This window comes from Streptomyces sp. NPDC058665 (assembly GCF_042714995.1).
Classification (GTDB): domain Bacteria; phylum Actinomycetota; class Actinomycetes; order Streptomycetales; family Streptomycetaceae; genus Streptomyces.
The window spans coordinates 91,434-115,839 of record NZ_JBHXRX010000007.1 but is presented as its reverse complement, the minus strand read 5'-3'; the positions used below and the strand labels follow the sequence as shown (position 1 = coordinate 115,839).

At 72.4% G+C, this 24,406-nt stretch carries 17 protein-coding genes; 10 read left to right on the top strand and 7 right to left on the bottom strand.

What is annotated here, in order from left to right; translation table 11 throughout:
• Window positions 1-5: 5 nt before the first annotated feature.
• Window positions 6-977, bottom strand: coding sequence for a class A beta-lactamase (gene bla, locus ACFWV8_RS06550; RefSeq protein WP_384198553.1), 972 nt, complete (start codon window positions 975-977; stop codon window positions 6-8).
• Window positions 978-1,144: 167 nt separating this feature from the next.
• Between bla and ACFWV8_RS06545 the strand changes: the two genes are divergently transcribed.
• From ACFWV8_RS06545 to ACFWV8_RS06535, 3 genes are all read left to right on the top strand, one after another.
• Window positions 1,145-2,098, top strand: coding sequence for a LysR family transcriptional regulator (locus ACFWV8_RS06545; RefSeq protein WP_384198551.1), 954 nt, complete (start codon window positions 1,145-1,147; stop codon window positions 2,096-2,098).
• Window positions 2,095-2,997, top strand: coding sequence for a serine hydrolase (locus ACFWV8_RS06540; RefSeq protein ID WP_384198549.1), 903 nt, complete (start codon window positions 2,095-2,097; stop codon window positions 2,995-2,997). The genes ACFWV8_RS06545 and ACFWV8_RS06540 overlap by 4 nt, the downstream gene beginning before the upstream one ends.
• Before the next feature lie 756 nt (window positions 2,998-3,753).
• The gene (locus tag ACFWV8_RS06535) at window positions 3,754-4,341 is read left to right on the top strand and encodes a hypothetical protein (RefSeq protein WP_384198547.1); all 588 of its coding nucleotides are present in this window, start codon (window positions 3,754-3,756) and stop codon (window positions 4,339-4,341) included.
• Window positions 4,342-4,358: 17 nt separating this feature from the next.
• Here ACFWV8_RS06535 and ACFWV8_RS06530 read toward each other — a convergent pair whose 3' ends face one another.
• The 4 genes from ACFWV8_RS06530 to ACFWV8_RS06515 all read right to left on the bottom strand — a co-directional run bounded on the left by ACFWV8_RS06530 (window position 4,359) and on the right by ACFWV8_RS06515 (window position 10,375).
• On the bottom strand, window positions 4,359-5,036 hold the full coding sequence (locus ACFWV8_RS06530) for a beta-glucanase (RefSeq protein WP_384198669.1): 678 nt from the start codon (window positions 5,034-5,036) through the stop codon (window positions 4,359-4,361).
• A 109-nt stretch (window positions 5,037-5,145) separates the two neighbouring features.
• Complete coding sequence (locus ACFWV8_RS06525) at window positions 5,146-7,353, bottom strand: bifunctional serine/threonine-protein kinase/ABC transporter substrate-binding protein (RefSeq protein ID WP_384198546.1); 2,208 nt, start codon at window positions 7,351-7,353, stop codon at window positions 5,146-5,148.
• Window positions 7,353-9,521, bottom strand: a complete 2,169-nt coding sequence (locus ACFWV8_RS06520) for a bifunctional serine/threonine-protein kinase/ABC transporter substrate-binding protein (RefSeq protein ID WP_384198544.1) — start codon at window positions 9,519-9,521, stop codon at window positions 7,353-7,355. The genes ACFWV8_RS06525 and ACFWV8_RS06520 overlap by 1 nt, the downstream gene beginning before the upstream one ends.
• Window positions 9,518-10,375, bottom strand: coding sequence for a hypothetical protein (locus tag ACFWV8_RS06515; RefSeq protein WP_384198542.1), 858 nt, complete (start codon window positions 10,373-10,375; stop codon window positions 9,518-9,520). The genes ACFWV8_RS06520 and ACFWV8_RS06515 overlap by 4 nt, the downstream gene beginning before the upstream one ends.
• Window positions 10,376-10,724: 349 nt before the next feature.
• Between ACFWV8_RS06515 and ACFWV8_RS06510 the strand changes: the two genes are divergently transcribed.
• The 5 genes from ACFWV8_RS06510 (at window position 10,725) to ACFWV8_RS06490 (ending at window position 18,324) form a co-directional block, all read left to right on the top strand.
• Window positions 10,725-12,233 carry a PHB depolymerase family esterase gene (locus ACFWV8_RS06510; protein ID WP_384198541.1) on the top strand — a complete coding sequence of 503 codons (1,509 nt, stop codon included), beginning with the start codon at window positions 10,725-10,727 and terminating at the stop codon, window positions 12,231-12,233.
• A 67-nt stretch (window positions 12,234-12,300) separates the two neighbouring features.
• Window positions 12,301-13,785: a 3-hydroxybutyrate oligomer hydrolase family protein gene (locus ACFWV8_RS06505; protein ID WP_384198539.1), complete on the top strand. Its 1,485-nt coding sequence runs from the start codon at window positions 12,301-12,303 to the stop codon at window positions 13,783-13,785.
• A gap of 131 nt (window positions 13,786-13,916) precedes the next feature.
• The gene (locus ACFWV8_RS06500; protein ID WP_384198537.1) at window positions 13,917-14,714 is read left to right on the top strand and encodes a 3-hydroxybutyrate dehydrogenase; all 798 of its coding nucleotides are present in this window, start codon (window positions 13,917-13,919) and stop codon (window positions 14,712-14,714) included.
• Window positions 14,715-14,858: 144 nt separating this feature from the next.
• Window positions 14,859-16,331, top strand: coding sequence for an MFS transporter (locus ACFWV8_RS06495; RefSeq protein ID WP_384198535.1), 1,473 nt, complete (start codon window positions 14,859-14,861; stop codon window positions 16,329-16,331).
• A 79-nt stretch (window positions 16,332-16,410) separates the two neighbouring features.
• On the top strand, window positions 16,411-18,324 hold the full coding sequence (locus ACFWV8_RS06490; RefSeq protein ID WP_384198533.1) for a helix-turn-helix domain-containing protein: 1,914 nt from the start codon (window positions 16,411-16,413) through the stop codon (window positions 18,322-18,324).
• Window positions 18,325-18,376: 52 nt separating this feature from the next.
• Here the strand turns inward: ACFWV8_RS06490 and ACFWV8_RS06485 are convergent, their stop codons facing one another.
• Together ACFWV8_RS06485 and ACFWV8_RS06480 are read right to left on the bottom strand one after the other, a co-directional pair.
• Window positions 18,377-19,885, bottom strand: a complete 1,509-nt coding sequence (locus ACFWV8_RS06485) for a phosphoesterase (RefSeq protein WP_384198531.1) — start codon at window positions 19,883-19,885, stop codon at window positions 18,377-18,379.
• A gap of 167 nt (window positions 19,886-20,052) precedes the next feature.
• Window positions 20,053-21,285 carry an Ig-like domain-containing protein gene (locus ACFWV8_RS06480; protein WP_384198530.1) on the bottom strand — a complete coding sequence of 411 codons (1,233 nt, stop codon included), beginning with the start codon at window positions 21,283-21,285 and terminating at the stop codon, window positions 20,053-20,055.
• A gap of 203 nt (window positions 21,286-21,488) precedes the next feature.
• On the opposite strand from ACFWV8_RS06480, the gene ACFWV8_RS06475 reads away from it, so the two are divergent.
• The gene (locus ACFWV8_RS06475) at window positions 21,489-22,733 is read left to right on the top strand and encodes a lipid II:glycine glycyltransferase FemX (RefSeq protein WP_384198528.1); all 1,245 of its coding nucleotides are present in this window, start codon (window positions 21,489-21,491) and stop codon (window positions 22,731-22,733) included.
• On the top strand, window positions 22,730-24,406 hold the full coding sequence (gene murJ / locus ACFWV8_RS06470; protein ID WP_384198526.1) for a murein biosynthesis integral membrane protein MurJ: 1,677 nt from the start codon (window positions 22,730-22,732) through the stop codon (window positions 24,404-24,406). The genes ACFWV8_RS06475 and murJ overlap by 4 nt, the downstream gene beginning before the upstream one ends.

The window sequence follows — 24,406 nt, the reverse complement described above, 5'->3', positions numbered from 1 at the left end:
TCGCTCTAGGCGAAGACGCCGAGGGCCACTTCGGCGGCCTCGGCGATGAGCGCGTCGTCGGGCTCGGCGTCCTTGACATCGCGGCGGGACAGGACGGCGATGGCGATCGGATCGGCCTTGGGCGGCCAGACGATGGCGATGTCGTTACGGGTGCCGTAGCCGCCGGTGCCGGTCTTGTCACCGACCTGCCAGCCCTTGGGGGTGCCCGCGCGGATGACCGTGTCGCCGGTGGTGTTGCGCTTGAGCCAGTCCGTCAGCACGGCCCGTTTGCCGGCGGGGAGGGTGTCGCCGAGTACGTACGTACGCAGGTCGGTGGCCAGCGCGCGGGCGGTGCTGGTGTCGCGGAGATCGCCGGGGACGGCGTCGCTGAGCTCGACCTCGTAACGGTCGCACCGGGTGACGCGGTCGCCGATACCGACCAGGGCCTTTTCGAGCCCCTTGGGGCCGCCGATCTCGTCGAAGAGGAGGTTGGCCGCACCGTTGTCGCTGTAGCGGACCGCCGCGTCGCAGAGCTCGCGCAGGGTCATACCCGTGGCGAGATGCCGCTCGGTGATCGGCGAATGACCTTCGAGAGCGTCGCGGTCGTACCGGACCAGGCGGTCGAGTTGTCTGAGGGAGTTCCTGTCCAGCATCACCGCGGCGAGCAGCGCCTTGCAGGTGGAGGCGTACGCGAAGCGTTCGTCGGGCCGATGGGTGAGGGACCGGCCGCTGCCCGTGTCGATCGCGTAGACACCGAGCCGCGCGTCGAACTTCCGCTCAAGCCCGGCGAACGCGCGCGCCGTCCTCGGGTCGGTCGTGGAGGTGCTTCCGGACGGGGCCGGGCCCGACTTCGAGGGTGTGGAGCCCGAACGGGACGGAGACCCGTCGTCGGAGGAGGCGTTGCCGCACCCGACGAGGGGGATCGCGGCGAGGCCGGTGAGGGCGGCGAGTGCCGCACGGCGGGGGACCTGGATACGCGTACGGGCGGGGCTGGACATACGGTGGCGGCTTCCCTTCGGGGCGGGGCTGTGACCGGGCGCTTCACACGGAGGCGGGAGCCAGGTGGTCCGTACCTCCTACGCTCCGAGGAGATCAACGGCCGTCCGTTCACGTCCAAGACCGATATCGCTCATGGATCGATCAACCATCGATATGATCGCTGGTCGTGGACCTGATACGGCACCTCCAGTGCTTTGTGGCTGTTGCGGAAGAGTTACATTTCGGCCGCGCCGCCCAGCGACTCGGTGTCGCCCAGCCACCCCTGTCACAGCGCATCCAGCGGCTGGAGCGAGAACTCGGCGTACGTCTCTTCGAGCGCTCCAGCAGACAGGTCACGATCACCAAGTCGGGCGCGCTCCTTCTGGACGAGGCACGCCAGTTGCTGGCCCACTCCGAGGCGCTGATGGCCACGGCCCGCCGTATCCAGGACGGCCACAGCGGGCTGCTGCGCGCCGCGCTGCCGCCCGACATCACGGGGGAGACCGTGGCGGCGATCCTGGCCGGATTCCAGGAGCGCGCACAGGGGGTGGAGCTGGAACTGCACGAGTCGCAGACGTCCGAGCAGCTCACCCGGCTCGCCTCGCACGAACTCGACGTCGGGCTCATCCACCACCCATGCGACGTGTCCGGGCTGGAGCTGGGCCCCGTCCTGCGCCACGAACTCGGCGTCCTGCTGCCGCACGACGCCCCTGAGGCACGCCTCGAAACCGTCCCGCTCGCCGCACTCACCGGATACGACCTGATCCTCTTCCCGCGCGCCCACGCACCGGCCGTCCACGACGACCTCCTGACCACGTGCGCGCGGCACGGCTACACCCCCGCGGCCGTCCGGCACGGCCAAGGGCCGAGCTTCATACGCGGGCTGCTTCTGTCCAGCCGCGCCGTCGCCTTCGGCCCACGCGACGCCCACCACGCCGGGGACGCGGACCTCAGCTGGCGCCCGCTGACCGGCGCCCCGCTGGCCCGGCGCCACTCGGCCGCCTGGCCCAAGGGGCGGGGCGACGCCGCCGTACGGGCCTTCGCCGACACCGTCACCGACGCCCTGGGCCGTACCGCCGCCGGCCCCGACCTGTCCACCGGTCCGCTGCATCTGCGCCCGGCGGCGGAGTACTGGATATGACCGAGCCCCCCGCCCGCACCTACGCAGGTGACCGCATTCGCGCCGCCTTCGCCGAAGCCGGTGTCACCGGCTGGCTGCACGCCGTGGACATCGACTCCGGCGCCCAGATCGGTGTGGGCGCAGACCAGCCCGTGGTGACCGCGAGCGTCCACAAGCTTCCGCTGCTCGTCACGCTCCATCAGCACGCGGAGGCAGGGCACTTGGCCCTCACTGAGCAGGCCGAGTCACCCGCCGGCGACCGCACGGCGGGACCCACCGGACTCTCCGCGATGCTCGATCCGGCACGGCTCTCCCTGCGCGACGCGGCCTATCTGATGATGGCCGTCAGCGACAACACCGCGGCCGAACTCCTCCTGGCGCGCGTCGGCCTCGACGCGGTCAACGCCACCACCGAGCGCCTGGGGCTCACCCGTACCCACGCCGTCCAGAGCTTCCGCGAGTTCCTCACCACCATCAGGGAGGACGCCGGCCACGGCGGCTCGCAGGCCCTGGCCGACCCCCAGGTCCTGGCCCGCCTGCGCGCGCTCGACCCGGCCCGTACGAACCGGAGCACCGCGCGCGACATGACCCGCCTGCTCGGCGCGATCTGGCGCGACGAGGCGTGCGGCCCCGAACACGGCGCTGCCGTACGCCGGTTGCTCGGCCTCCAGGTGTGGCCTCACCGGCTGGCGTCCGGCTTCCCTTTCGACGAGGTCCACGTCGCGGGCAAGACGGGCAGCGCGCCGACCCTCCGCAACGAGGTGGGTGTCATCGAGTACCCCGACCAAGGCCGCTACGCCGTCGCGGTGTTCACTCGCGCGGCCAGCCCGGCCGCGGCGCTGCCCGCGGCGGACGCGGTCATCGGAACGACGGCGCGCATCGCGATCGACGCGCTGCGCAGGGGGCGGTCGAGTACGTAGCGCCGGGCCTGGTTTCTGTCATCCACTCGGGGAGGTGGCCGTTGATGCGGTAGTACTAGTCTCATCGGCGATGCTGGATGTCCGTCGTACGACTGGGAAGCACTGAGCGGGGCGGTTGTGGAAGAGCACCGAGCAGACGGCGATACCGAGCGGGAGGAGTCGGACCTGAGCGACCGACTCGGCCGGCTGGAACGGGTGGTCGCCGGGATGGCTGCGGAGGCGACTCAGCACCACGAGGATCCGGGGACACCGACCGAACCGGTGCCGGCCGCTGAGGCGGAAGGCGATGAACGGGCGCGGGGCGATGGCGAGTTGCGGAGCGGGGCGGAGTCCGGTCCTTCGGTCGCGACCGGGAGCGAGTCGGGCGGTACGGGTGGGCCGGGCCCCGTCGAGCCGGCGTCGGCGGGTGCGTCTGTCGGGGCGGCGGCGCGGGGTTCGTCCGTGGCGGAAGCGACCGGGGCTGAGGCCGCTGCCGTGGGTTCGGCGGAGTCCGGTTCGTCTGTCGCGGCAGTGACCGGAAGCGAGCCGGGCGGCTTGGGCGTGCTCGCGCCCTCTGCGAGTGCGGCGGTTGAGATTGAGGCTGTGTCTGTCGGGGCGGTGGCGCCGGGTGCGTCCCTGGTGGAAGCGACCGGGGCTGAGGCCGCTCCTGCGGGTTCGGGGGAGTCCGGGCCTTCGCTCGCGGCAGCGACCGGGAGTAAGCCAGGTGGCGCGAGCGGGCCCGCCCCGGCTGCGGCCACGGCCGAGGTCGCTGCCCCCGTGACCGCCGTCGGCGAGATCGAGGCCGTGGCCGCGCCGCCCACGGAGCCCGTGGCGTCGTCCCCCGCGTACGACGACACGCCCCACCCTCCCCGGAAGCGCGTACGGCGGGTCGGGTGGGTTTTGGGTGGTGTCGGTGTCTGTTGTGCCGTTGTCCTCGGGGCTGCCGTGATCGGTGGAGGTTCGGCGCCGCCCTGGTTGTCCATACCCGGGGTCGCCGAGAGCGACGGTCGGGATCCGGCCAACACCACGCCCGCTCCCGTGGATTCGGTCTCGGGTGCGCCGGAGGGCGGGCCGGGGCGGGGCGGTGAACCGGGGCCGGGTGAGACCAGGCGGAGCGTGGAAGCCGTGGAGTCCACGGCCGGTGCGCGGTCCGGTGGCAGCGGTTCGGCCGAGCCGCTCCCGTCGGAGACCGGCGCCGTATCGCCTTCCGCGACGTCGGGGAGCCCGAGCGCCCCCGGGACCACGACTCCGCCGTCACCGAGCGCCGACACCGGCACACCGACACCGTCCGGCGAGTCGAGTGAACCACCGTCGGAGGACCCCGACCCGCTCGGCGGACTTCTCGGCGGCCTCTTCGGCGACTGACGGCGACTGACCGTGAATCAGGGGCGGTACACCAGGAGTTCGGCCACCTCGTACGACATCTCCTTCGTGGCCGGATCCGGGCCTGGATGGTAACGGCCCGCGCAGACCGAGAGGTTCACGATCAGATGGGCCCGCCAGTCCCGGCCCACACCCCTGCGGTCGGCGAACGCGCGCGTGCCGTTGATGTGCCAGTCGACCGAGCGGGCCCCGAGGTGGACCTCGAAGTCCACCCAGGCGCCGGGGCGGATCGCCCGGTCGCGGTAGTAGCGTTGGCCGCCGTTCACGTGGTTCGAAAGCTCCAGCAGATCCGGGTTGTCCGGGTGGTACTCGAACACGTCGATCTCGTTCCCGCCGTCCAGCCAGGTCCAGATCGCCGGCCAGGCTCCCTGCTCGTGGGGGAGACGGACCCGGGCTTCCAGGACGTCTCCCGTACGGAGCAGGAAGCCGTCCGGGCTGCCCTCGGTGGTCAACAGCCCGGTGTACCAGGTGCCTTGGGGCCTCCGCGTCGCGCGGAAGACACCGCTTCTGCTGTACGCGGGGTCCGGGGTGAGGTAATCCAGTTTGTTGTCACCCGGGTTGGTCGGGCCGCCGCCGGGATAGGCCCACGAGTGGCCGGCCACCCACTGGTCCTCCGACGAGAAGTCCGCCGTGAACACCGGTCGGCCGTCGTCGGCCGTATCTGAGGATCCGCACATGACGTCGACCGCCTCGATCTCGCACCGCACCGTCCCGCACCCCGCATACGTACCTACGGCGACTGCCGACGAATCGCCATAAAAGACCGTACAGTTGGTCGATCGCGTCCTACCGGTCCAGCAGGCGGAAGCCCTGCTCCTCCGTCTGGAACAGGGAGTACACGGGCACCTCCGGCACCAGGGCGTTGGTGCCGTCCGTGGTGAAGCGGAGGGTTTTCGCGATTCCCTGGTACGCGCCGTACTCGGCGTCGAACAGGCGCTGGGCCACCCCACCCGGTTCGATGTCGGCCGTCCCGCCCAGATTCTTGAGAGTACGGGCGACCAGTCCCACGGCGTCGTACGCCTCCGGGGACCAACGCCCGGGTCCCGTACCGTACTTCTTCCGGTACGCGGTCCTGAAGGTGCCGGACACGCGGTCGGGGTCGGTGAAGGGGGCGGCGAACACCCAGCCCCTGCCCGCGGTTCCGGCCTGCTGGAGGAAGACCGGGCCCATGCTGCGCCAGATGCCCACCCGGGGCCCGGTGAAGCCCGCCTCGGCGAGCGCGCGGGCGCAGCGTGCGGCGCGCTCCGGCGATGTGCCGCTGAAGACGACGGCCTGCGCCTTCGCCGCGAGGGCGGCGCGCACGGCGGTAGCGAAGTCGTCGCTGTCGGCCTCGACGGAATGGACGCTTGTCCCGCCCCCGCCGGGCGGCGACCGCCTGACCAAGGTGGTGAGGTCCGAGCCTGTTCGGCCCGCTTCCAGGTCGTCGATGACAGCGGTGCGGTCGACCTCCGGCAATGACGACAGATAGGACACCAGTGGGACGGCCAGGGTCGATTCGGGACCCCGGGTGACGCGCAGCGTGGTCAAGTTCGGTTCGGAGCGGGTGAGTTCGGCGCCGTCCGTGGAGATCAGCACCATCGCCGTGCGGGCCTCCTCATAGACCGGCGCGGCGGCGGTCGCCGCGGTCACCTTGCCGAGGCCGAGCACCGCGCTCACCCCGGCCTCGGTGAGACGCCGGGCCGCCTCCCGGGCATGAGCCGCATCGCCCCGGTCGTCAACGGTGTTGAGGGTGAGCCGGAAAGTGATCCCCGCACGCTTGTTGTGCTGTTCCACGGCGAGCCGCGCCCCGCGCTCCTGCGCCACGCCGTCCGCCTTGTCCGAGCCGCTCAAGTCCGCCTGGAAACCGAGCGTGTGCACGGGAAGGTCACCGCCGGAGCCCCCCGAGCCGCCGTCGCTCCCTCGCCCCGCCGTCAGATACGCGGTGACTCCGCCGCCGACGGCGACCACGGACGCCGCCGCGCCCCCCATCAGCAGGACCCGCCGCCGGGTCGGCGGGCGGGCGTCCCGTGGACCGGAGGACGTCGAATCCCCTTCGCCAGGCGCGTCGTCGCCCGTCTCCGGCCTTGCGGCTCGCCGGGGCGTGGGCACGTCCAGCGCCCGCGCGGAGCGTTCGGCGACCACGCGCAGGAGCGCGGTCGGCAGCCAGCCCTCGTCCCGGCCCCCGGAGATGTTCCGGGCGAGCGAGACGCGCGGGTCGTCGAGCGTGGCCGCGACCTCCCTGACCGTCGGCCGTTCGGCCGGGTCCTTGGCCAGGCACGCCAGGATCAGTGTCTCCAGTTCGCCGGGCACCTGCGCCAGGTCCGGCTCCTCGTGCACCGTGCGGAAGAGGACACCTGCCGCGTTCCCGCCGCCGAACGGGCGCCGGCCGGAGGCCGCGTACGCCAGCACGCAGCCCAGCGAGAAGACGTCGCTCGCCGGTCCGACCTCTCCCGCGCGGGCCCGCGCCTGCTCCGGCGCGAGGAAACCGGGCGTCCCGACGACGGCGTCGGGCGCGGTGAGCACGGTGGCGCCCCCGGCGTAGGCGATGCCGAAGTCGATGAGGCGGGGGCCGTCGAGAGCGAGGAGCACGTTGCCGGGTTTCACGTCGCGGTGCACGAGTCCCGCGTCGTGTACGGCGGTCAGCGCCTCGGCCAGCCGGGATCCCAGGGTCCGTACGGCGGCGACGGGCAGTACACCGAAGCCGTCGACGGCCTCGACCAGCGAGGGACCCGGCACGAACTCCGTGGCCAGCCAGGGCTCCCGGGCCTCCGCGTCGGCGGCCACGACCGGCACCAGCCAGCGCCCGGTCAGACCCCGCACCGCCGTCACCTCGCGCCGGAACCGGGTGCGGAAGGCGGGGTCCGCCGCGTGCTGCGCGTGGATCGTCTTGAGCGCGACGAGCGCACCGCCCCCCGTACGGGCGAGGTAGACGACGCCCATACCGCCCGCGCCGAGCCGGGCGAGCAGCCGGTGTCCGCCGATGTCCTCGGGGTCGTCGGCCGCCAGGGGGCGCATCAGAGGCCGACCTTGCCCGCGTAGGAGTACCGGCCGCCCTTCACCTCGTACCGGAAGATCTCGTAACTCTCCAGCCAGCGGTACTCCTTGTCGAAGGTGTACGACCGGACGACGCCCTTGTACTCGTCCTTCAGCAGCAGGTCGAACAGCTCCTGCTGCGAGGGCCGGCCGCCGGCCTCGGTGAGGCGGGTGATGACCATGCGGGCGACGTCGTACGCCTCGGCCGCCCAGTACGGAGGCGCGGAGCCGTACCGCTTCCGGTAGGCCCTGGCGAAGGCGCGGACAGGGGCGGCCGACGGGTCGATGTACGGCGCGAAGATCTGCCAGCCGTCGGCGGCGGCGCCCGCGGCCGTCAGGAACTCCTTGTCCGCCGCCGGATAGCCGAGCACGCGCGGGCCGTCGAAGTCCGTCGCCGCGAGCGCGCGTGCGACGGCGGCGGCCCGCGCGGGGGTGCCCGTGAAGACGAAGGCGTCCGGCTTGTTCGCGACCATCTCGGCGATCACCGGCTTGAGGTCCTCGGCCAGCCGTGGCGCGACGCGCGGCTCGCCGGCGATCTTGAGGACGCCGAGGTTCTGGAACATCGTGTTGCCGAGCTGCCAGGCGGGCATGCCGCCGCCGCGGTCGATCAGTACGCCCACCCGCCGGGCGCCCTGGGTCCGGAGCGAGAAGGCGGCCGTCGCGGGCAGATGGGTGTAGGAGGGGACGGCCTGGAGGAAGTGACGGGGGTCCGACGTGCCGTACGGGCTCTGCGCGGATGAGGCCGTGAGCTGGGGGACCCGCCGTTCGTCGTAGCCGCCGAGGCTCGCCCCGGTGGTCTCGTCCCCGGTCGAGCCGATGACGGCGAGCAGATCGCGGTCGGCGGCGAGAGTACGGGCCACCTTGGCCGCGCGGGTCGCGTCGCCCCGGTCGTCGACCGACTTGAGAGTGAGCGTGAAGGGCTTGTCCGCACGGGAGTTGAACTGCTCCACGGCCAGCCGCACCCCGCGCTCCTGGCCCTGCCCGACAGCTTTCTGAGGGCCTGTCAGGTCGGCCTGGACGCCGAGGATCCAGCGGCGGACAGGGGGTGCGGCGGCCGGCGGCGTACCGTCGTCGCGCTGGGCGGCCCAGAGGGCGCCACCGCCACCGGCGGCCAGCAGGGCCGCGCCGCCGAGCAGCAGGAAACGGCGGCGGCCGTCGGCACGTGGCGTCGGCGCCGCGTCCTCGGGCTCTCCCTCAGCCCTCGCGGCTCCCTCAGCCCGGTCCGCCCCCTCCGCCTTCGCGTCGACGGCCGTCGCCTCGATGTCCGGGAGGGCGAGCATCGCGGCTGAACGCTCCGCGATGAGCCGTACCACCGCGTCGGGCAGCCAGTCGACCGAGTCCTGGGGTGTCTCCTCGACCAGCGCCTCGTCCACCTCGCGGGCGGTGGGCCGCTCGTCCGGGTCCTTGGCGAGGCAGCGTTCCAGGAGACCACGCGTGTCGTCGGGGACGCCGTCGAGGTCGGGTTCGTCGTGCACCGTGCGGTAGAGGAGCGCGTCCACGGCGCCGGACCCGAAGGGCGGGCGCCCGGTGACCGCGTACGCGAGGAGACAGCCGAGGGCGAAGACGTCGCTCGCGGGCGAGGCGGGCTGGGCCCGCGCCTGTTCCGGGGCGAGGAAGCCGGGTGTGCCGATGACCATGTCGGCCGAGGTGAGCGCCGTCTCCTCGGTGGCGTGGGCGATGCCGAAGTCGATGAGGCGGGGGCCGTCGACGGTGAGCAGCACATTGCCCGGCTTGACGTCGCGGTGCACAAGTCCCGCCTCGTGCACGGTGGTCAGGGCGCGGGCCAGCATCCGGCCGAGGACGCGTACACCGCTCGACGGCAGCGGGCCGCAGGCCGCGACGGTCTCGGCGAGCGAGGGGCCGGGAACGAACGCGGTGGCCAGCCAGGGCGCGGACGCGTCCGGGTCGGCGCCGGTGACGGATACGGCCCAGGGGCTGTCCACGCGCCGGGCGGCGGTGACCTCGCGGCGGAAGCGGGCGCGGAACTCGGGCTGGTCGGCGTACTCGGGGAGGATGACCTTGACGGCGGCCAGTTCCCCCGACTCGGCGCGCCCGAGATAGACGACGCCCATGCCGCCCGCGCCGAGCCGGGCGAGCAGCCGGTGTCCGCCGATGTGCGCCGGGTCGGTGGGGGTGAGCTTCTCGGTCATCGGCGCTCGCCCCTCGTATCGCCCTTGGTGTCACCCTTCGTGTCGCCACCCGGCCGGGACGGGTCGCGCTCGATCGCGGTCCGCAGGCGGGAGCGCATGCCGACGTGCGGATCCCGCAGCCGGTCGAACAGGTCTGCCTGGGACCAGCCCTTGGCGCCCTTGGCGGAGACGGCGAGGGTGAACTGGCCGATGCGGGTCTGCTCCCAGATGTACGGGTTGGTGCCGCCCAGGCCCTTCGCGGTACTCGTATAGCTGCCGAGCTCGGTGAGGGAGTCCTCGGCGAACTCGTTCCCCGACTCGCCGAAGGAGGCGGGGACGTTCCTCAGGTTCGTGATCAACTCGTCGGAGCGCAGCATCTGTTCGGGGCAGCGCATCATCTCTTCCAGGACCTCGGCGTTCTCCCAGTCGGCCTGCTCGGGAGTGCGGTGCACCGTGACGACGGCGCTCAGCCGGAGCGGGCCCCTGCCGTCGCCCGCCGGTATCTCGTAGGAGCGGGTCAGCGTGGCGAGCACACCCTTCGGGAGCGCCCGCTGCTCCCAGACGCACTCCTCGCCGAGGACCGGCCAGCGGAGCGGATCGCTCTCGTACGGGGCCCGGCGTACGGCGCCGGGGCCGAAGTCGGAAGGGCCGGGGAGGACGTTCCGGATCAGGACGGCCGCCTGTGCCCGGGTGTTCGGGAGCCGGGCGGGGGAGATGTCGACGACTTCGGTCGGGGAGGGGGACGGGGACGCCGAGGCGCCGTTCTTCTTCGCCGACGCCGATTCCCGCGGTTCGTCGCCTCCGTCGGAGGTGCAGCCGGCGAGTACGACGCACACCCCGACGGCACAGCCAAGGCGCGCCAATCGGCCTGTCACGACCACGAGTCCCCCATACGATCCATCCGCTGACATGCGTCTTCGGCGATACTAGGCAGCAACGTACGGGAGCCCTCGTCCCGTTGACGATCTCGTGGCAGAGCCGTACCCCATCTGTCACACACCGTGCGTGAACACCGTCCGGACGGTGGGTGGTTGAGGCCGGGCGGCGTGCCGTAGCACCGTGGCCGTGCTCCCCGCAACAGGTGGCGGCCCCCCTGTGGCGGCCGGGTTGTGGAGCGGCGCCACATTCCGTGCCGCACCACGCGCTCCTACTGTGACCGCACCCCACTCCGGCCACCGTCCTCCCCGAGGGCCGGCGGCCGGGCCCTTGCCGCCGGAGGTCACGTTGTCCCACGTATCGCCGCCCCGTCCGGATCAGCCGACACCCGCCCACGTACGCCGCCGGGGGCGCCTGCGCCGCGTCCCCGGGCGCGTCGCCGCCGCCCTCGCCCTCGCCACCGGAATCGCGCTGCTCCCGCCCGCGCCCCAGGCGCAGGCCGCCGTCGCCCTTGAGCGGGTGACGAGCTTCGGGGCCAACCCCGGCGGCCTGAACATGTACGTCTACCGGCCCTCGTCCCTGCCGGCGAACGCGCCCGTGGTGGTCGCGCTGCACGGCTGCACCCAGTCCGCCCAGATCTACGCCGACAACTCGGGCCTGGCCACCTACGCCGACCGGTACGGCTTCCTGCTGGTCCTCGCCGAGACGACGTCCGTCAACAACGCCAACAAGTGCTTCAACTGGTTCCAGGCCGCCGACATCCGGCGCGGCCAGGGCGAGGCCGCGTCCATCCGGCAGATGGTCGCCCACGCCGTGTCGTCGTACGGCGCCGACGCCGGCCGGGTCAACGTCACCGGACTGTCGGCCGGCGGGGGCATGACCGCGGTCATGCTCGCCGCGTACCCCGACGTCTTCAGGGCCGGTGCGGTGATGGCCGGGCTGCCGTACGAGTGCGCCACGGACGTCCTCGCGGCCTTCACCTGCATGAGTCCCGGCGTCGACCGTACGCCCCAGGACTGGGCACAGCGCGCGCGGAACGCCTACCCCGGCTACGCCGGCCCATGGCCGAAGGTCTCCGTGTGGCAGGGCGACAACGACCCCACCGTCGTCCCGAGGAACGCGGACGAACTGCGCGACCAGTGGACCCAGGTGCACGGCCTGGACCAGACACCCGACCGCAGCTCCACCATCGGCCCCAACGGCACGCGCAGGGACGAGTATCTGGCCGGGGACGGCACCGTCGCCGTCGAGGTCAACCGGGTGCCGAACATCGGTCACGGCACGCCCGTCGACCCCGGCACCGGCGCTGAGCAGTGCGGGGCGACCGGCACCGCCCACTTCATCGACTCGATCTGCTCCAGCCACTGGGTCACCCGCTTCTTCGGACTCGACACGGCCGCGCCGGACCCCGGCGGTCTGCCCGCCCCGGCCGGACTGCGGTCCACGGGCGTGACCGGCTCCTCCATCGCGCTGGAGTGGGAGCCGGTGGCGGGCGCGACCGGCTACGCGGTCTACCGCGACGGCACGCGCGTGGGCCGGCCGGCCGACGCGCGGTACACCGACAGCGGTCTGGGCGCCGGCGCCACGCACGCGTACGGCGTCGCGGCGCACGGTGCCGACGGGGTCGAAGGCGCCCGCTCGGCACAGGTCACGGCCGGTACCACCGGGGCGACGGCGGCCTGTTGGACGTCGAGCAACTACGAGCATGTGCGCTCCGGCCGGGCGACCACCAGCGGGGGATACGTGTACGCCAAGGGCTCGAACCAGAACATGGGCCTCAACAACACGTTCGTCGGCCGCACGCTGAAGGAGTCACCGACGGGTTATTACGTCCTCGCCGACGCTCGCTGCCCCTGACGGGCGGGTAGCGTCCCGCCGCCCCGTACATGTCGTGTGCCGTGTCCCCGCAACGGAGTGATGACCCATGCCAGTTGTCCCGCAGAACGTCCCACCCGCCCCGACGGGCCTGTCCACCGGGGCAGTTCGGCGCCTGCGCGCCGCGTGCGTCGCCGTGGCGGCCGTGCTGGTGGCGGTCTCCGCCCCCGCGATCCCGGCGTCCGCCGTCCCGTCCGCGGTCCCGTCCGCCGCGACGGACACCGGCCGGCCGCCCGGCCACTGCGCCCGGATGAACGCGCTCGGTGTACCCGGCGCCGAACACCAGCGGGCCGCCTGCCTGGGCGAGTTGACCACCGCGGGCACCGTCGCCTCGGGCCACACCGACGAGGCCGACTGGTCGGGGCTGACGCCGAAGGACCTCGCCACCCCGAGCGGCGTCCCCGGCATCCAGATCGACGGCTACTTCCCCGACTCCTCCACCACCAACACCAACCACGGCTGGAACCACGACTCCCAGTTCGTGATCCGGCTGCCCGACCGCTGGAACGGCGGCCTCGTGATCGCCGGATCGCCCGGCGTCCGCGAGCAGTACGCCAACGACCGGGCCTTCGGCGACTGGGTGCTCGCCCGCGGCTACGCCTTCGCCGCCACCGACAAGGGCAACACCGGCGCCGCCTTCCACCGCGACGGCTCGGCGCCCGGCGACGCCCTCGCCGAATGGAACAGCCGGGTCACCCAACTCGCCGTCGCGGCACGGAAGGTGACCACCCAGCGCTATCAACGCCCCGTGTCCCGCACACTCGCTATGGGCATGTCCAACGGCGGCTATCTGGTGCGGTGGCAGTTGGAGAACCATCCCGAGCTGTACGACGGCGGCGTCGACTGGGAGGGCACCCTCTGGCGTACGGAAGACCCCAACCCCCTCACCTTCCTGCCGCCCACCCTGCGCGCGTACCCCACCTACGCGGCCGGTGGCGCGGGCGCCGGCGCGGCACACCGGGAGATCGTGGCAGCCGGATTCCCGGCCGGCTCGGAATTCCTCTGGCCGTACCACCACCAGTACTACTGGGATCTCACCCAGCGCATCTACCGTGAGGAACTGGACCCGGACTACGACGGCGCCACCGAGGCAGGAACGCCCTTCTGCGCCCCGGGAACACCCGCCTGCGACGCCGACTACGACTACACCGCCCGGCCGGACGCGGTCCGCGAGGCGATCGGGAAGATCGAGCTGACCGGCCGGATCGGCAAACCGCTGATCAGCTTCCACGGCACCCTCGACGTGCTGCTGCCCATCTCCAAGACCTCGGACGCGTACGCGAAGATGGTGCGCCGCGAGGGCCGGGGTTCGCTGCACCGCTACTACCGGGTCGAGGGCGGCACGCACGTCGACTCGCTCTTCGACACCTTCCCCGACCGGCTCCGCCCGCTGGTGCCGTGTCACCGTTCCGCCGTCACCGCGCTGGAGCGCTGGCTGGACGACGGCCGGCGCCCGCCGTCGAGCCGGACGCTGCCGATGCCCGAAGGAGCCGACCCGGCCGATTCGCTCAACCGGTGCCCGCTCGGCCGGTGAGCGCCGAACCACGCAGAGTGGCGAACCGCCGCTCTCGGTAACGCGAGTGGTGACCGTCGACACCTGATCGGCATCCACTGTGGCGAACCGTCACATGGGATGTCCGGTCAGGTGTCTCTACCGTTCCGGCCATGAAGAGCCCAAGTCACGCAGCACCCGGCCCCTCCGCACCGCGCGCGGACGGCAGGGAGCTCCAGGGTCGCACCGCGCTGGTGACCGGCGGCGGCAGCGGCATCGGACGGGCCTGTGCCGAGGCGCTCGCCGGAGCCGGGGCGCTGGTGCACATCGTCGACCGCGACGCCGACGCGGCCAAGTCCGTCGCCGCCGGGACCGGCGGTATGAGCCATGCCGTGGACCTCGCCGACGCCGGGGCGATCGGCCGGCTCCCGGCGGACGTGGACATCCTGGTCAACAACGCCGGGCTGCAACACGTCGCCCCGATCGAGGAGTTCCCGCCCGACAGGTTCGAGCTGATCCAGAAGGTGATGCTCACGGCCCCGTTCCTGCTGATGCGGCACTGCCTGCCGCACATGTACGCGGGCGGCTGGGGCCGCGTGGTCAACATCTCCAGCATCCACGGACTGCGCGCCAGCGCCTTCAAGTCCGCCTACGTCGCCGCCAAGCACGGCCTGGAGGGGCTGAGCAAGGTGGCGGCTCTCGAAGGCGCGCCGCACGGCGTGACCAGCAACTGCGTCAACCCCGGCTACGTACGGACTCCGCTCGTGGAGGGGCAGATCGCCGCCCAGGCCACGGCCCACGGAATCGCCCCGGACGACGTCGTCAGGGACGTACTGCTGGACCGTTCCGCGATCAAACGGCTGATCGAGCCGGCGGAGGTGGCCGCGGTCTGCCGCTGGCTCTGCGGCCCCGACACCGGTTACATCACCGGCTCCTCCTTCCCTCTCGACGGCGGGTGGGGAGCCGGCTGATCCGCGCGGCGGCCGTCTCCCCGCGGTCGCCGGCTCCCCCACCCGCCCCCACCCGCCCGACGCCATCGCCCGACCCGCTCCAGTTCCCTTCGCGCCACCCGCATCCCCGTCCCTGACCGCCCAACGAAACGCGGTGACTTCACCATGAGCGTCTCCAGCTCCCCACAACCCCGCCGGGCCAACATCGGCCGCATCGTGGCGGCCAGCCTCGTCGGCACCACCATCGAGTGGTACGACTTCTTCCTCTACGGCTCCGCCGCCGCGCTGGTCTTCAACACCCTGTTCTTCCCGAGCAGCGACCCCCTCGTCGGCACGCTGCTCGCCTTCCTCACGTACGCGGTCGGCTTCGCAGCCCGTCCCCTCGGCGGGATCGTCTTCGGTCACTACGGGGACAAGATCGGCCGCAAGAAGCTCCTGGTGTTCAGCCTCCTGCTGATGGGTGGCGCCACCTTCGCCATGGGTCTGCTGCCCACCCACGCGACCATCGGCGTCGGGGCGCCGATCCTGCTGACCGTGCTGCGGCTCGTCCAGGGCTTCGCCCTCGGCGGTGAGTGGGGCGGTGCGATCCTGATCGTCTCCGAGCACGGCGGCGACAAGCGCCGTGGTTTCTGGGCCTCCTGGCCGCAGGCGGGCGCCCCCGGCGGCAACCTCCTGGCCACCGGTGTGCTGGCGCTGCTCGCCGCGATCCAGTCCGACGAGGCGTTCCTCGCGTGGGGCTGGCGCGTCCCGTTCCTGCTCTCCGGTGTGCTGGTCATGATCGGCCTGTGGATCCGCATCTCGGTCGAGGAGTCACCGGTCTTCCTCGAAGCTCAGCGGAAGGCGGCCGAGGAGGCGGCACGGGCGGCGGGGACGACTGCCAAGGGCGGCGAGGGCGGCGAGGGCGGCGTCCCGGCGGTCAAGGAAGAGGCCCCCGTCGTCCAGGTGTTCCGCAAGAGCTGGCGTGAGGTGCTGGTCGCGATCGGCACCCGGTTCGGCGAGAACGTCTCGTACTACATCCTCACCGCCTTCGTGCTCGTCTACGTCACCGTGCATCTGGGACTGCCCAAGAGCGACGCCCTCAACGCGGTCCTCATCGGCTCGGCGGTGCACTTCGTCACCATCCCGATGTGGGGCGCGCTCTCCGACCGGCTCGGCCGCCGACCGGTCACCCAGATCGGCGCGGTCGGCATGGTGGGCTGGGCGTTCGCCTTCTTCGCCCTGCTGGACACTGAATCGTTCCCGGTCATCGCCGTCGCCGTGACGGTGGGCCTGCTCTTCCACGGGGCGATGTACGGGCCGCAGGCGGCCTTCATCTCCGAGATGTTCGACACCAAGGTCCGTTACTCCGGCGCTTCGATGGGCTCCCAGCTCGCCTCGATCGTCGGTGGCGCGCTCGCGCCGCTCATCGCCGTCGAACTGCTGAAGGACTACGACTCGTCCGTGCCGGTGTCCCTCTATCTCAGCGCCGCCGCGCTCGTCACCGTCGTGACCGTCTGGGTGGCGAAGGAGACCCGGGGCCGCGATCTGACCAAGGACGGTCTGGTCGGTTCCGTTCCCGCCCCGCCCGCGGGCGCCCCCGCCGTGAACCGCACCGGGAACACCGAGACCGTCAAGGACTCGGCCCGGCTGGGCGGTTGACCCCGGCCCCGCCCTCGCGACCGCGACCGGGCCCGTACCGGCGCCGTCGCACCCGTGCCCACCTGGAGGTGATCACCGTATGCTCGCCGACGTGACAGCTCCAGGCACCCGGCACTCCGTGGCCGCCCTGCGCCGGCTGCTCGATCTGCTGGCGCGGGGAGCGCCCACGGAGGAGTTCGCCCGCCCCGCCGCCGACGCCCGTGAGGCGGGCGTGCGGGGCGGTGAACTGGCCGCGATCACCGAGGCGACCGATGTCGCCCTGCGGATCAGGCGCACCCTCAGTCAGCACCGGCGCCGCGAGGCCCAGCTCACCGCGCTCTTCGACACCGCGAGCGACCTGGCCGCGCTCCGTGACCTGGACGCGGTGCTGCGGGCCATCGTGCACCGGGCCAAGCTGCTGCTCGGCACGGACGTCACCTATCTGTCCCTGAACGACGAGGCCGCCGGCGACACCTATATGCGCGTCACCGACGGGTCGGTGGCCGCCGCGTTCCAGCAGGTGCGGCTCGGGATGGGCGAGGGTCTCGGCGGACTCGTGGCACAGACCGCCCGCCCGTACGCCACCGGCGACTACCAGCGCGACACCCGCTTCCACCACACCACCACCATCGACAGCGCCGTACTCGACGAAGGTCTGCGCGCGATTCTCGGGGTGCCGCTGCGAGTCGGCGCCCGGGTCATCGGAGTGCTGTACGCGGCCGACCGCGCGCCGCGCGAGTTCGCCGCCGAGGAGGTCGCCCTCCTCTCCTCGCTGGCCGACCACGCCGCCATCGCCATCGACGGCGCGCGGCTGCTGGAGGAGACCCGGGCCGCGCTGGTCGAGCTCAACTCGGCCTCGGAGACGATCAGAACGCACAGCGGCGAGATGCGCCGCGCCGAGCAGGCGCACGACCAGCTCACCGATCTCGTCCTGCGGGGCGGCGGCGCCGACGACGTGGCCGAGGCCATCGCCGACATCCTCGACGGCGGAATCCTCATCCACGACGCGGACGGCGCCGAACTCGCCCGCGCCCGCGCCGAGTCGCTCGCCCCACCCGCCCCGGCCGTCGCCGCCTCCAGGGCCAGCGGCCGGGCGGTCCCGCTGGGCGGCACCTGGGTCTGCGCGGTCCTGGCCGGTCCCGAACTCCTCGGCAGCATCGCCCTCACCGGGCACGCGGACCTCGCGGACGTCGACCGGCTGCTGTTCGAACGCGCCGGGGTCGTCACCGCGCTGCTTCTGCTGCTGCGCCGCTCGGTCGCCGAGGCGGAGGACCGGGTACGCGGCGAACTGCTGGGCGATCTGCTCTCGCGCTCCGGCGATCCGGGCGCGCTGTCGGCGCGGGCCCGGCGCCTCGGCGTCAACCTGGCCCGCAGACACTGTGTGTTCGTCGCGGAGAGCGAGACGGCTGACCGGCACCGTCTGCTGGCCGTGGCCGCCAGGCACGCGCAGGCGGACAGGGGTCTGGCCGGAATCCACCAGGGTCGTGTGGTGCTGGTCGCGCCCACCGACACACCAGGAACCGGCGCGCGAAGGCTCGCCGCCGAACTCGGCCAGGCGATCGGCTCCCCGGTGACCGTCGGCGCGGCGGGCCCGGCAGCCGGTCCCGCCGAACTGCCCACCACCCACACCGAGGCGTGCCGCTGCCTCTCCGCCCTGCGGGCCCTGGGCCACACCGGGCACGGCGGGGCGAGCGACGACCTCGGCTTCGTGGGCGTACTGCTGGGCGACCGGCCGGACCTCGGCGGTTATGTGACGGCCACACTCGGCCCCGTACTCGACTACGACACCGAGCGCGGCACCGATCTGGTGGGGACGCTCGACGCGTACTTCGCCGAAGGGGCGAGCCTCACCCGGACGAAGACCGCGCTGCACGTCCATGTGAACACGGTGGTGCAGCGGCTCGAACGGGTCGGCCGGCTGCTCGGCGAGGACTGGAACTCCCCGGCCCGCTCGCTGGAGATCCAACTGGCCCTGCGGCTCCACGGGTTGACGCGCGATCGCCGGACGGGCTGAACTCCGCCCGACCGGCGACCGGCGACCGGTGAATCAGGTGATTCCGGTGAAACTAGCGGACCTTGACGAAGACCGGGTTCGAGTAGAACCACAGGTCTTCCCACGGGCTCTCCAGGCCGTCCGCGAGCGGCTCGGCCTCGTCCGTGCTGGTGCCGCGGACGCGGGCGTACATGTCGCCGTCCACGTCGCGCAGGGTGTGCTTGATGACGTACTCGTCACCCTGCTTGCGCCAGTCGCGCTTGCCGAACCGCGCCACGACCTTGGTGGTCGGGTTGGTGTCGGAGTCGCGGTTGTCGGCCTTGCCGGTGATCTTGCCGGTGATCAGGTCGACACGACGGACCTCGGGACGGTCGCCGTTGGCGTTCTCGCCGTTCAGCGGGCGGAACCGGATCTCGATCTCGACGTCCGTACGGCCCCGGTTGTCGATCGTGATCGACTCGCCCACGGACGCCTCGTTGCCGCGGTTGCTCGCCGTGACGTCCAGCGTCCGGATGAGGTCGCCGGTGCCGACCCAGATCCGGCCGTTGCGCAGACCGTCCATGATGTCGGCGTAGTCCTGCCGCGCCAGCACGTGGGTCTTGCTGTACTCACCCGGCCAGAAGTCGGAGCCGCCGCGCGTCCAGTGCACGTGCGAGTCGGACGTCGCGGTGATCCACCAGCGCCGGCCCTCGCCGAGCAGCGCGTCCCACAGGCCGCCGACACGCGCGGTCATCTGGTCGAAGCCGCCGTGCGTCGGGTAGTTGCCGTAGCCGCCGCGGGCGCCGCCGTTGAGCGGTCCTGCCTGGTGGCCGGGCGCGCCCTCGAAGCCGACGTAGATGTCGGGGGCGGCGTCGTTGCCGTTGCGGAACTCACGGGGGGTGTCCTGACCGTAGACGCCCAGGCCGGGCGCCGAGCGCGAGGCGTGGTGGGCGATCACCAGCGGCTTGCGGCGCATGTCCTTCGCCGCCTTCAGGAACTCCACCATCTTGGCCTCGGTGTCACGGCCCGGGTCGGAGGGGAACGCGTCGAGCTTGGCGAAGCGCGACTCCAGCTCGAACAGCTGCTGCGCCTCGTCGGTGTGGTGCGGGATCATCAGCGTGTGGTGGTCGAGCGCCGGGGCGTCGAACTCCATGCCCCAGAACTGGAGCACCTCGGGGACGAGCACGCGCGAGCGCAGCAGGTCGGGGTAGGCCTGCTCCAGGTTGACCTTGGAGTGCGTCGGACCGCCGTGGTCCGTGCACATGGCCCAGTTGAGGCCGAAGTTCTTCGCCATGATCGCGTTGGTCACGATCGGGTAGACGGCGTCGGCGCCCTTCTTGAACACGGGCGGGTTCTTCGTCGTGTCGAACGAACCGCTGTACTCCGAGTGCACGTGGTGGTCACCGGCGCGCCAGGAGCGTCTGCGGGAGTCACCGGACTGGCCGGACTTGCGGTTGTCGTCGTCGTCCTCGTTGCCGAAAGCGACGCCGGCGCCAACGATGGGGGCAGCGGCGGCGAGCGTCGCACCGACGCCCGCGAACTTGACCAGGCGACGCCGCGAGAGCGCCGAGCGCTCGGGGTCTTCGGTGTTCTTGTCCTTCACGGTGTGAAGCCTTTCGTTCTACTTCCGGCGGGGGGTGCCAACCGCAGAGTCTCGGAGAACAAACCGAACGCCGGGTGAACGGAGGCAGGGTCCGTCGAGAACAACCACCACTGCCCCCTACACCGAAAGCCCGGCATCCTCCGCGCTCAGCCGGCTTCTCCCCGCGCTCAGTCCATGGCGCTCCGCTCCCGCCACTGCGGCCACGAGAGATTCCAGGCCCCGAAGCCGTTGCCCGCCTCCACCGTGCCCTTGGTGTCGGCGCCCTTGATCTCGAACGGATCGCCCACGCGCACCTGCCCGTAGACCCAGGCCGCATCGGCGGAATTCATCCCGATACAGCCCGAACTGCGGTTCGCCACACCCATGTGGCGCGAGTTCCAGGGTGCCGCGTGCGCGTACATGCCCGACCAGGTCAGCCGCATCGACTGGTCGACCATCTTGTCGTAGGCGTCACCGAGGCCCACGGTCTCGGAGTTCATGTTGATCGTGCCCTCCTTGGCCATCAGCACCGCCGTGCCGCGCCAGGACCGCTTGTCCCCGCCGGGGGTGCCGCCGGAGACCGGGATCTCGCGTACGGACTCGCCGTCCCGTTCGAAGGTGAGGCGGTGGCGGTCCAGATCGACCTTGACCACCTGGCGGGGGCCGATGGTGAACGTGGTCGAGTAGTCCCGTACGAACCAGCCGCCGCCGGTCCCGGAGTCCGTGCCGTTCAGCTCCGCCCGCAGCGTGACCTTCGTACCGGGGCGCCAGTACGTCTTCGGCCGCCAGTCCACCCGGTCCCGGCCCGACCAGTCCCGTACCCAACCCCAGGAACCCTCGGTGTCGTTGGAGGTGGTGATCCTCAACTGCCGTTCCACCTCGGCCTTGTTCGCGACCGGGTTGTCGAAGACGAGCGAGACCGGCTGCGCGACGCCGACCGTGGCCCCCGCGCCCGGCCGCCAGTCCGTCTTGTTGACCTTGCCGGCGTCGGCGGTGGTGAACGCCGCCTGCGCCGTCCCCGTCGTCCCGCCCTTCGTCCGGGTCGCCGCCCTGACGGTGTACGAGGCCCCGGGCACCGCCTTGCGGTCGGAGACCCAGACCATGTTCTTCGGTTCCAGCGAGCCCTTGAGGGCCCGGCCCCGGTCGTCGGTGACCGTGACGGACGTGAGCGTGCCGCCGTGGGCGGTGACCTTCACCGGGTGCCCCGCCTTGGCGTCCTGTCCGCGCGAGGTGACGGTGACGGTGGCCGGGCTCTCGGCGGCACGGTCGGCCTTGCCGTCGGCGGCGTCCGGCGTACCGCCCGCGGCGGCGGACGAACAGGCGGTGAGCGAGGCGGCGAGAGAGGCGGCGAGCGGGACGAGTACGGCCGGCGCGAGCGCGAGGCGTACGGACCGGTGGCGTGGGTGCGGTGGCTGACGCAACGGAGACCTCCGTCGGAAGGCAGTGGGACAGCGCGACTCTAGGCAGGTGAAACACGCAGGTGAGAGGCGTGCGGGCAATGTGACAGCCACTGATGGCGAACGGTCGTCGTCCCGTCACATTCGGCCCGCGGAGCGGTCACGGACCGCTGTGAGCATCCTCGGCGTCCCCGCGGACAGGTCGGGGTGGAAGAGAGGCTCACACTGTGGCAGCGCTCCTTGTGACGGCCGGCCGGGCCGGGCAGAGCCAAGGCGGCCGGGACCTGTGGCCGCGACCCGTCACCGCACAGGCGTACCGCGCGTTCCTCGCCTCCCGTACGGGGGCGGCCCTCGGTCCCGGATTCCTCCAGTGCCCCTCGTGGGCCGAGGTCAAGGACGGCTGGCGGCCACTGCTGCTGGGCTGGGGACCGGCTTCCGGATCGGTCGGCGAACCGGCGGGCGAACCGGTGGGCGGAGTCGCGCCGGGAGCCGGGGGGCTCACCGGCGTGGCGCTCGTGCTGCTGCGTCAGTTTCCGGGCACCCGGCGGTACTTCGCGTATCTGCCCGACGGGCCGGTCACCGACTGGACCGATCCGGACATCGACGGCTGGCTCGCACCCCTGCTGCGGTATCTCAAGGGCGCCGGCGCCTTCGCGGTGCGGATCGGGCCCACGCCCGCGCACCGCCGCTGGCACCCCGGCCCGCTGAAGTCGCGGACCGGAACCGGTATGCGGCTCGCCGATGTCCTCGACTGCGAGGTCGACCCGCTCGGTACGGCGGTCGCCGAACGGCTGCGGGCCCGGGGCTGGCAGCGCTGCGGCGACGACACGGGGGACGGCGGGGACGCGCAGCCCCGCCATGTCTTCCAGGTGCCGCTCGCCGGCCGCAGCACCGACGACCTCTGGTCGGGGCTCAACCAGGAGTGGCGGCGCAACGTGCGCCGCGCGCAGAAGGCAGGGGTGGCGGTGTCCGTGGGCAGCGCGGCCGAACTCCCCGACTTCTACCGGCTGTTGTGCCTCACCGAAGAGCGTGACGGCTTCCGGCTCGGCCGCTCGCAGGCGTACTACGAGCGCCAGTACGCCGCGCTCAACGCGGAGGAGCCCGGCCGGATGAAGCTCTATCTCGCCCGTCACGAGGGCGAGATACTCGCCGCGCACACCATGATCACCGTCGGGCGGCGGGTCTGGTACCAGACGGGGGCCTCCGCCGACCACCGGCGGGAGGTCCGCCCGTCGAACGCCCTCCAGTGGCGGATGATCCTCGACGCCCACGCGGCCGGCGCGGAGGTGTACGACATGCGCGGGGTACCCTCCACTCTCGATCCGGCGGATCGTTCCTTCGGGCTGCTGCGCTGGAAACTCGGCACCGGGGGACAGGTCGTCGAGACCTTGGGGGAGTGGGAGAGACCGTTGGCCGGGACGACCAACCACGCGCTGTACCGCGCCTTCCAGGCCTACCTGGCCCGCCGATGAGCGCCATATCCGTCACGAAGCCGGGCGAGCCCGCGCCTTCCGCCGAGCCGGGCGAGCAGTCCGTCGCGCGCAGCGGCGTGATCATGGCGGCCGGGTCCGTGGTGTCACGCGCCGCCGGATTCGTCCGGTCGGCCGTGGTCGCCGCCGCACTCGGCGTCGGGCTCACCGCCGACGGTTACGCCGTCGCCAACTCCGTCCCCACCATCGTCTACACGCTGCTCATCGGCGGAGCCCTGAACGCCGTGTTCGTCCCCGAACTGGTCCGCGCGGCCAGGGAGCACGAGGACGGCGGCGCCGCGTACACCGACCGGCTGCTCACCGTCTGCGTCGTCGCCCTGCTCGCGATCACCGCGTGCGCCGTCTGGGCCGCGCCCGCACTCGTCGACGCGTACACCGGCTACACCGGTGAACAGGCCACGATGACCATCGCGTTCGCCCGCTACTGTCTGCCGCAGATCTTCTTCCTCGGGATCTTCACCCTGCTCGGTCAAGTGCTCAACGCCCGGGGCCGGTTCGGCTCGATGATGTGGACTCCCGTCCTCAACAACGTTGTCGTCATCGCGGTGTTCGGCCTCTACCTCGCGACGGGCGACGGTTCCGAACTCACCGGCGCCGAAACCGCGCTCCTCGGCTGGGGCACCACTGCGGGCATCGCCGTCCAGGCGCTGGCGCTCCTGCCCGCCCTGCGCGCGGCCCGGTTCCGCTGGCGTCCCCGCTTCGACTGGCGCGGCAGCGGACTGACCGGACCGCTGCGCGCCGCGGGCTGGCTGGTGCTGCTCGTGCTCACCAACCAGGGCGCGTACTGGGTGGTGACCCGGCTGGCGACCCTCGCCGGGGGCCGGGCCGCGGGCGAGGGCATCGACGGCGGCGCGGGCTTCAGCGCGTACAACAACGCCTATCTGCTCTGGGCCGTACCGCACGGCATCGTCACCGTCTCGCTGGTCACCGCACTGATGCCACGGATGAGCCGGGCCGCCGCCGACGGCGACCGGGACGGCCTGCGACGCGACGTCTCGTACGCCCTGCGGAGCAGCGCGGCGGCGGTCGTACCGGCCGCGTGCCTCCTGCTGGCCCTCGCACAGCCGCTGATGGCGGCCGTGTTCCAGTACGGGCGGACCGACGCGCGCGACATCGCGGTGATGGCGGGGATCCTGATGGCGTTCGCGCCCGGACTTGTCGCCTTCTCCGGGCAGTACGTCCTCTCCCGCGCCTTCTACGCGCTCTCCGACACCCGCACCCCCTTCCTTCTCAACCTGGTGATCGCCGGACTCAACGCCGGTCTGTCGCTGGCCGCGTACGCGCTGCTGCCGGCCCGGTGGGCCGTGACCGGGATGGCCGGCGCCTACTCGGTGGCCCTGCTGGCGGGATGGGCGCTGACGGCGCTGGTCCTGCACCGCCGGCTGGCGCCCGCCCTACCCGCCGCCGTGTCCGTACGGTCCGCATCGGTCGCCGCCCACGCGCGCCTGCTCACCGCCGCCGTACCGGCCGCGATCCTCGGCCACCTCGCCGCCGCCCGCGCGATGCCGGCGGGCGCGGTCGCCGCCTGCGCCGCGGGCGTTGCCGCGGTCGGCCTGGTCTTCGTCGTCCTCGCCCGCCCGCTCCGGCTCACGGAACTCGACCACCTGCTCACCGGCCTCACCCGCCGCCTCGTCCGACGCCCCACCCGGCGCTGA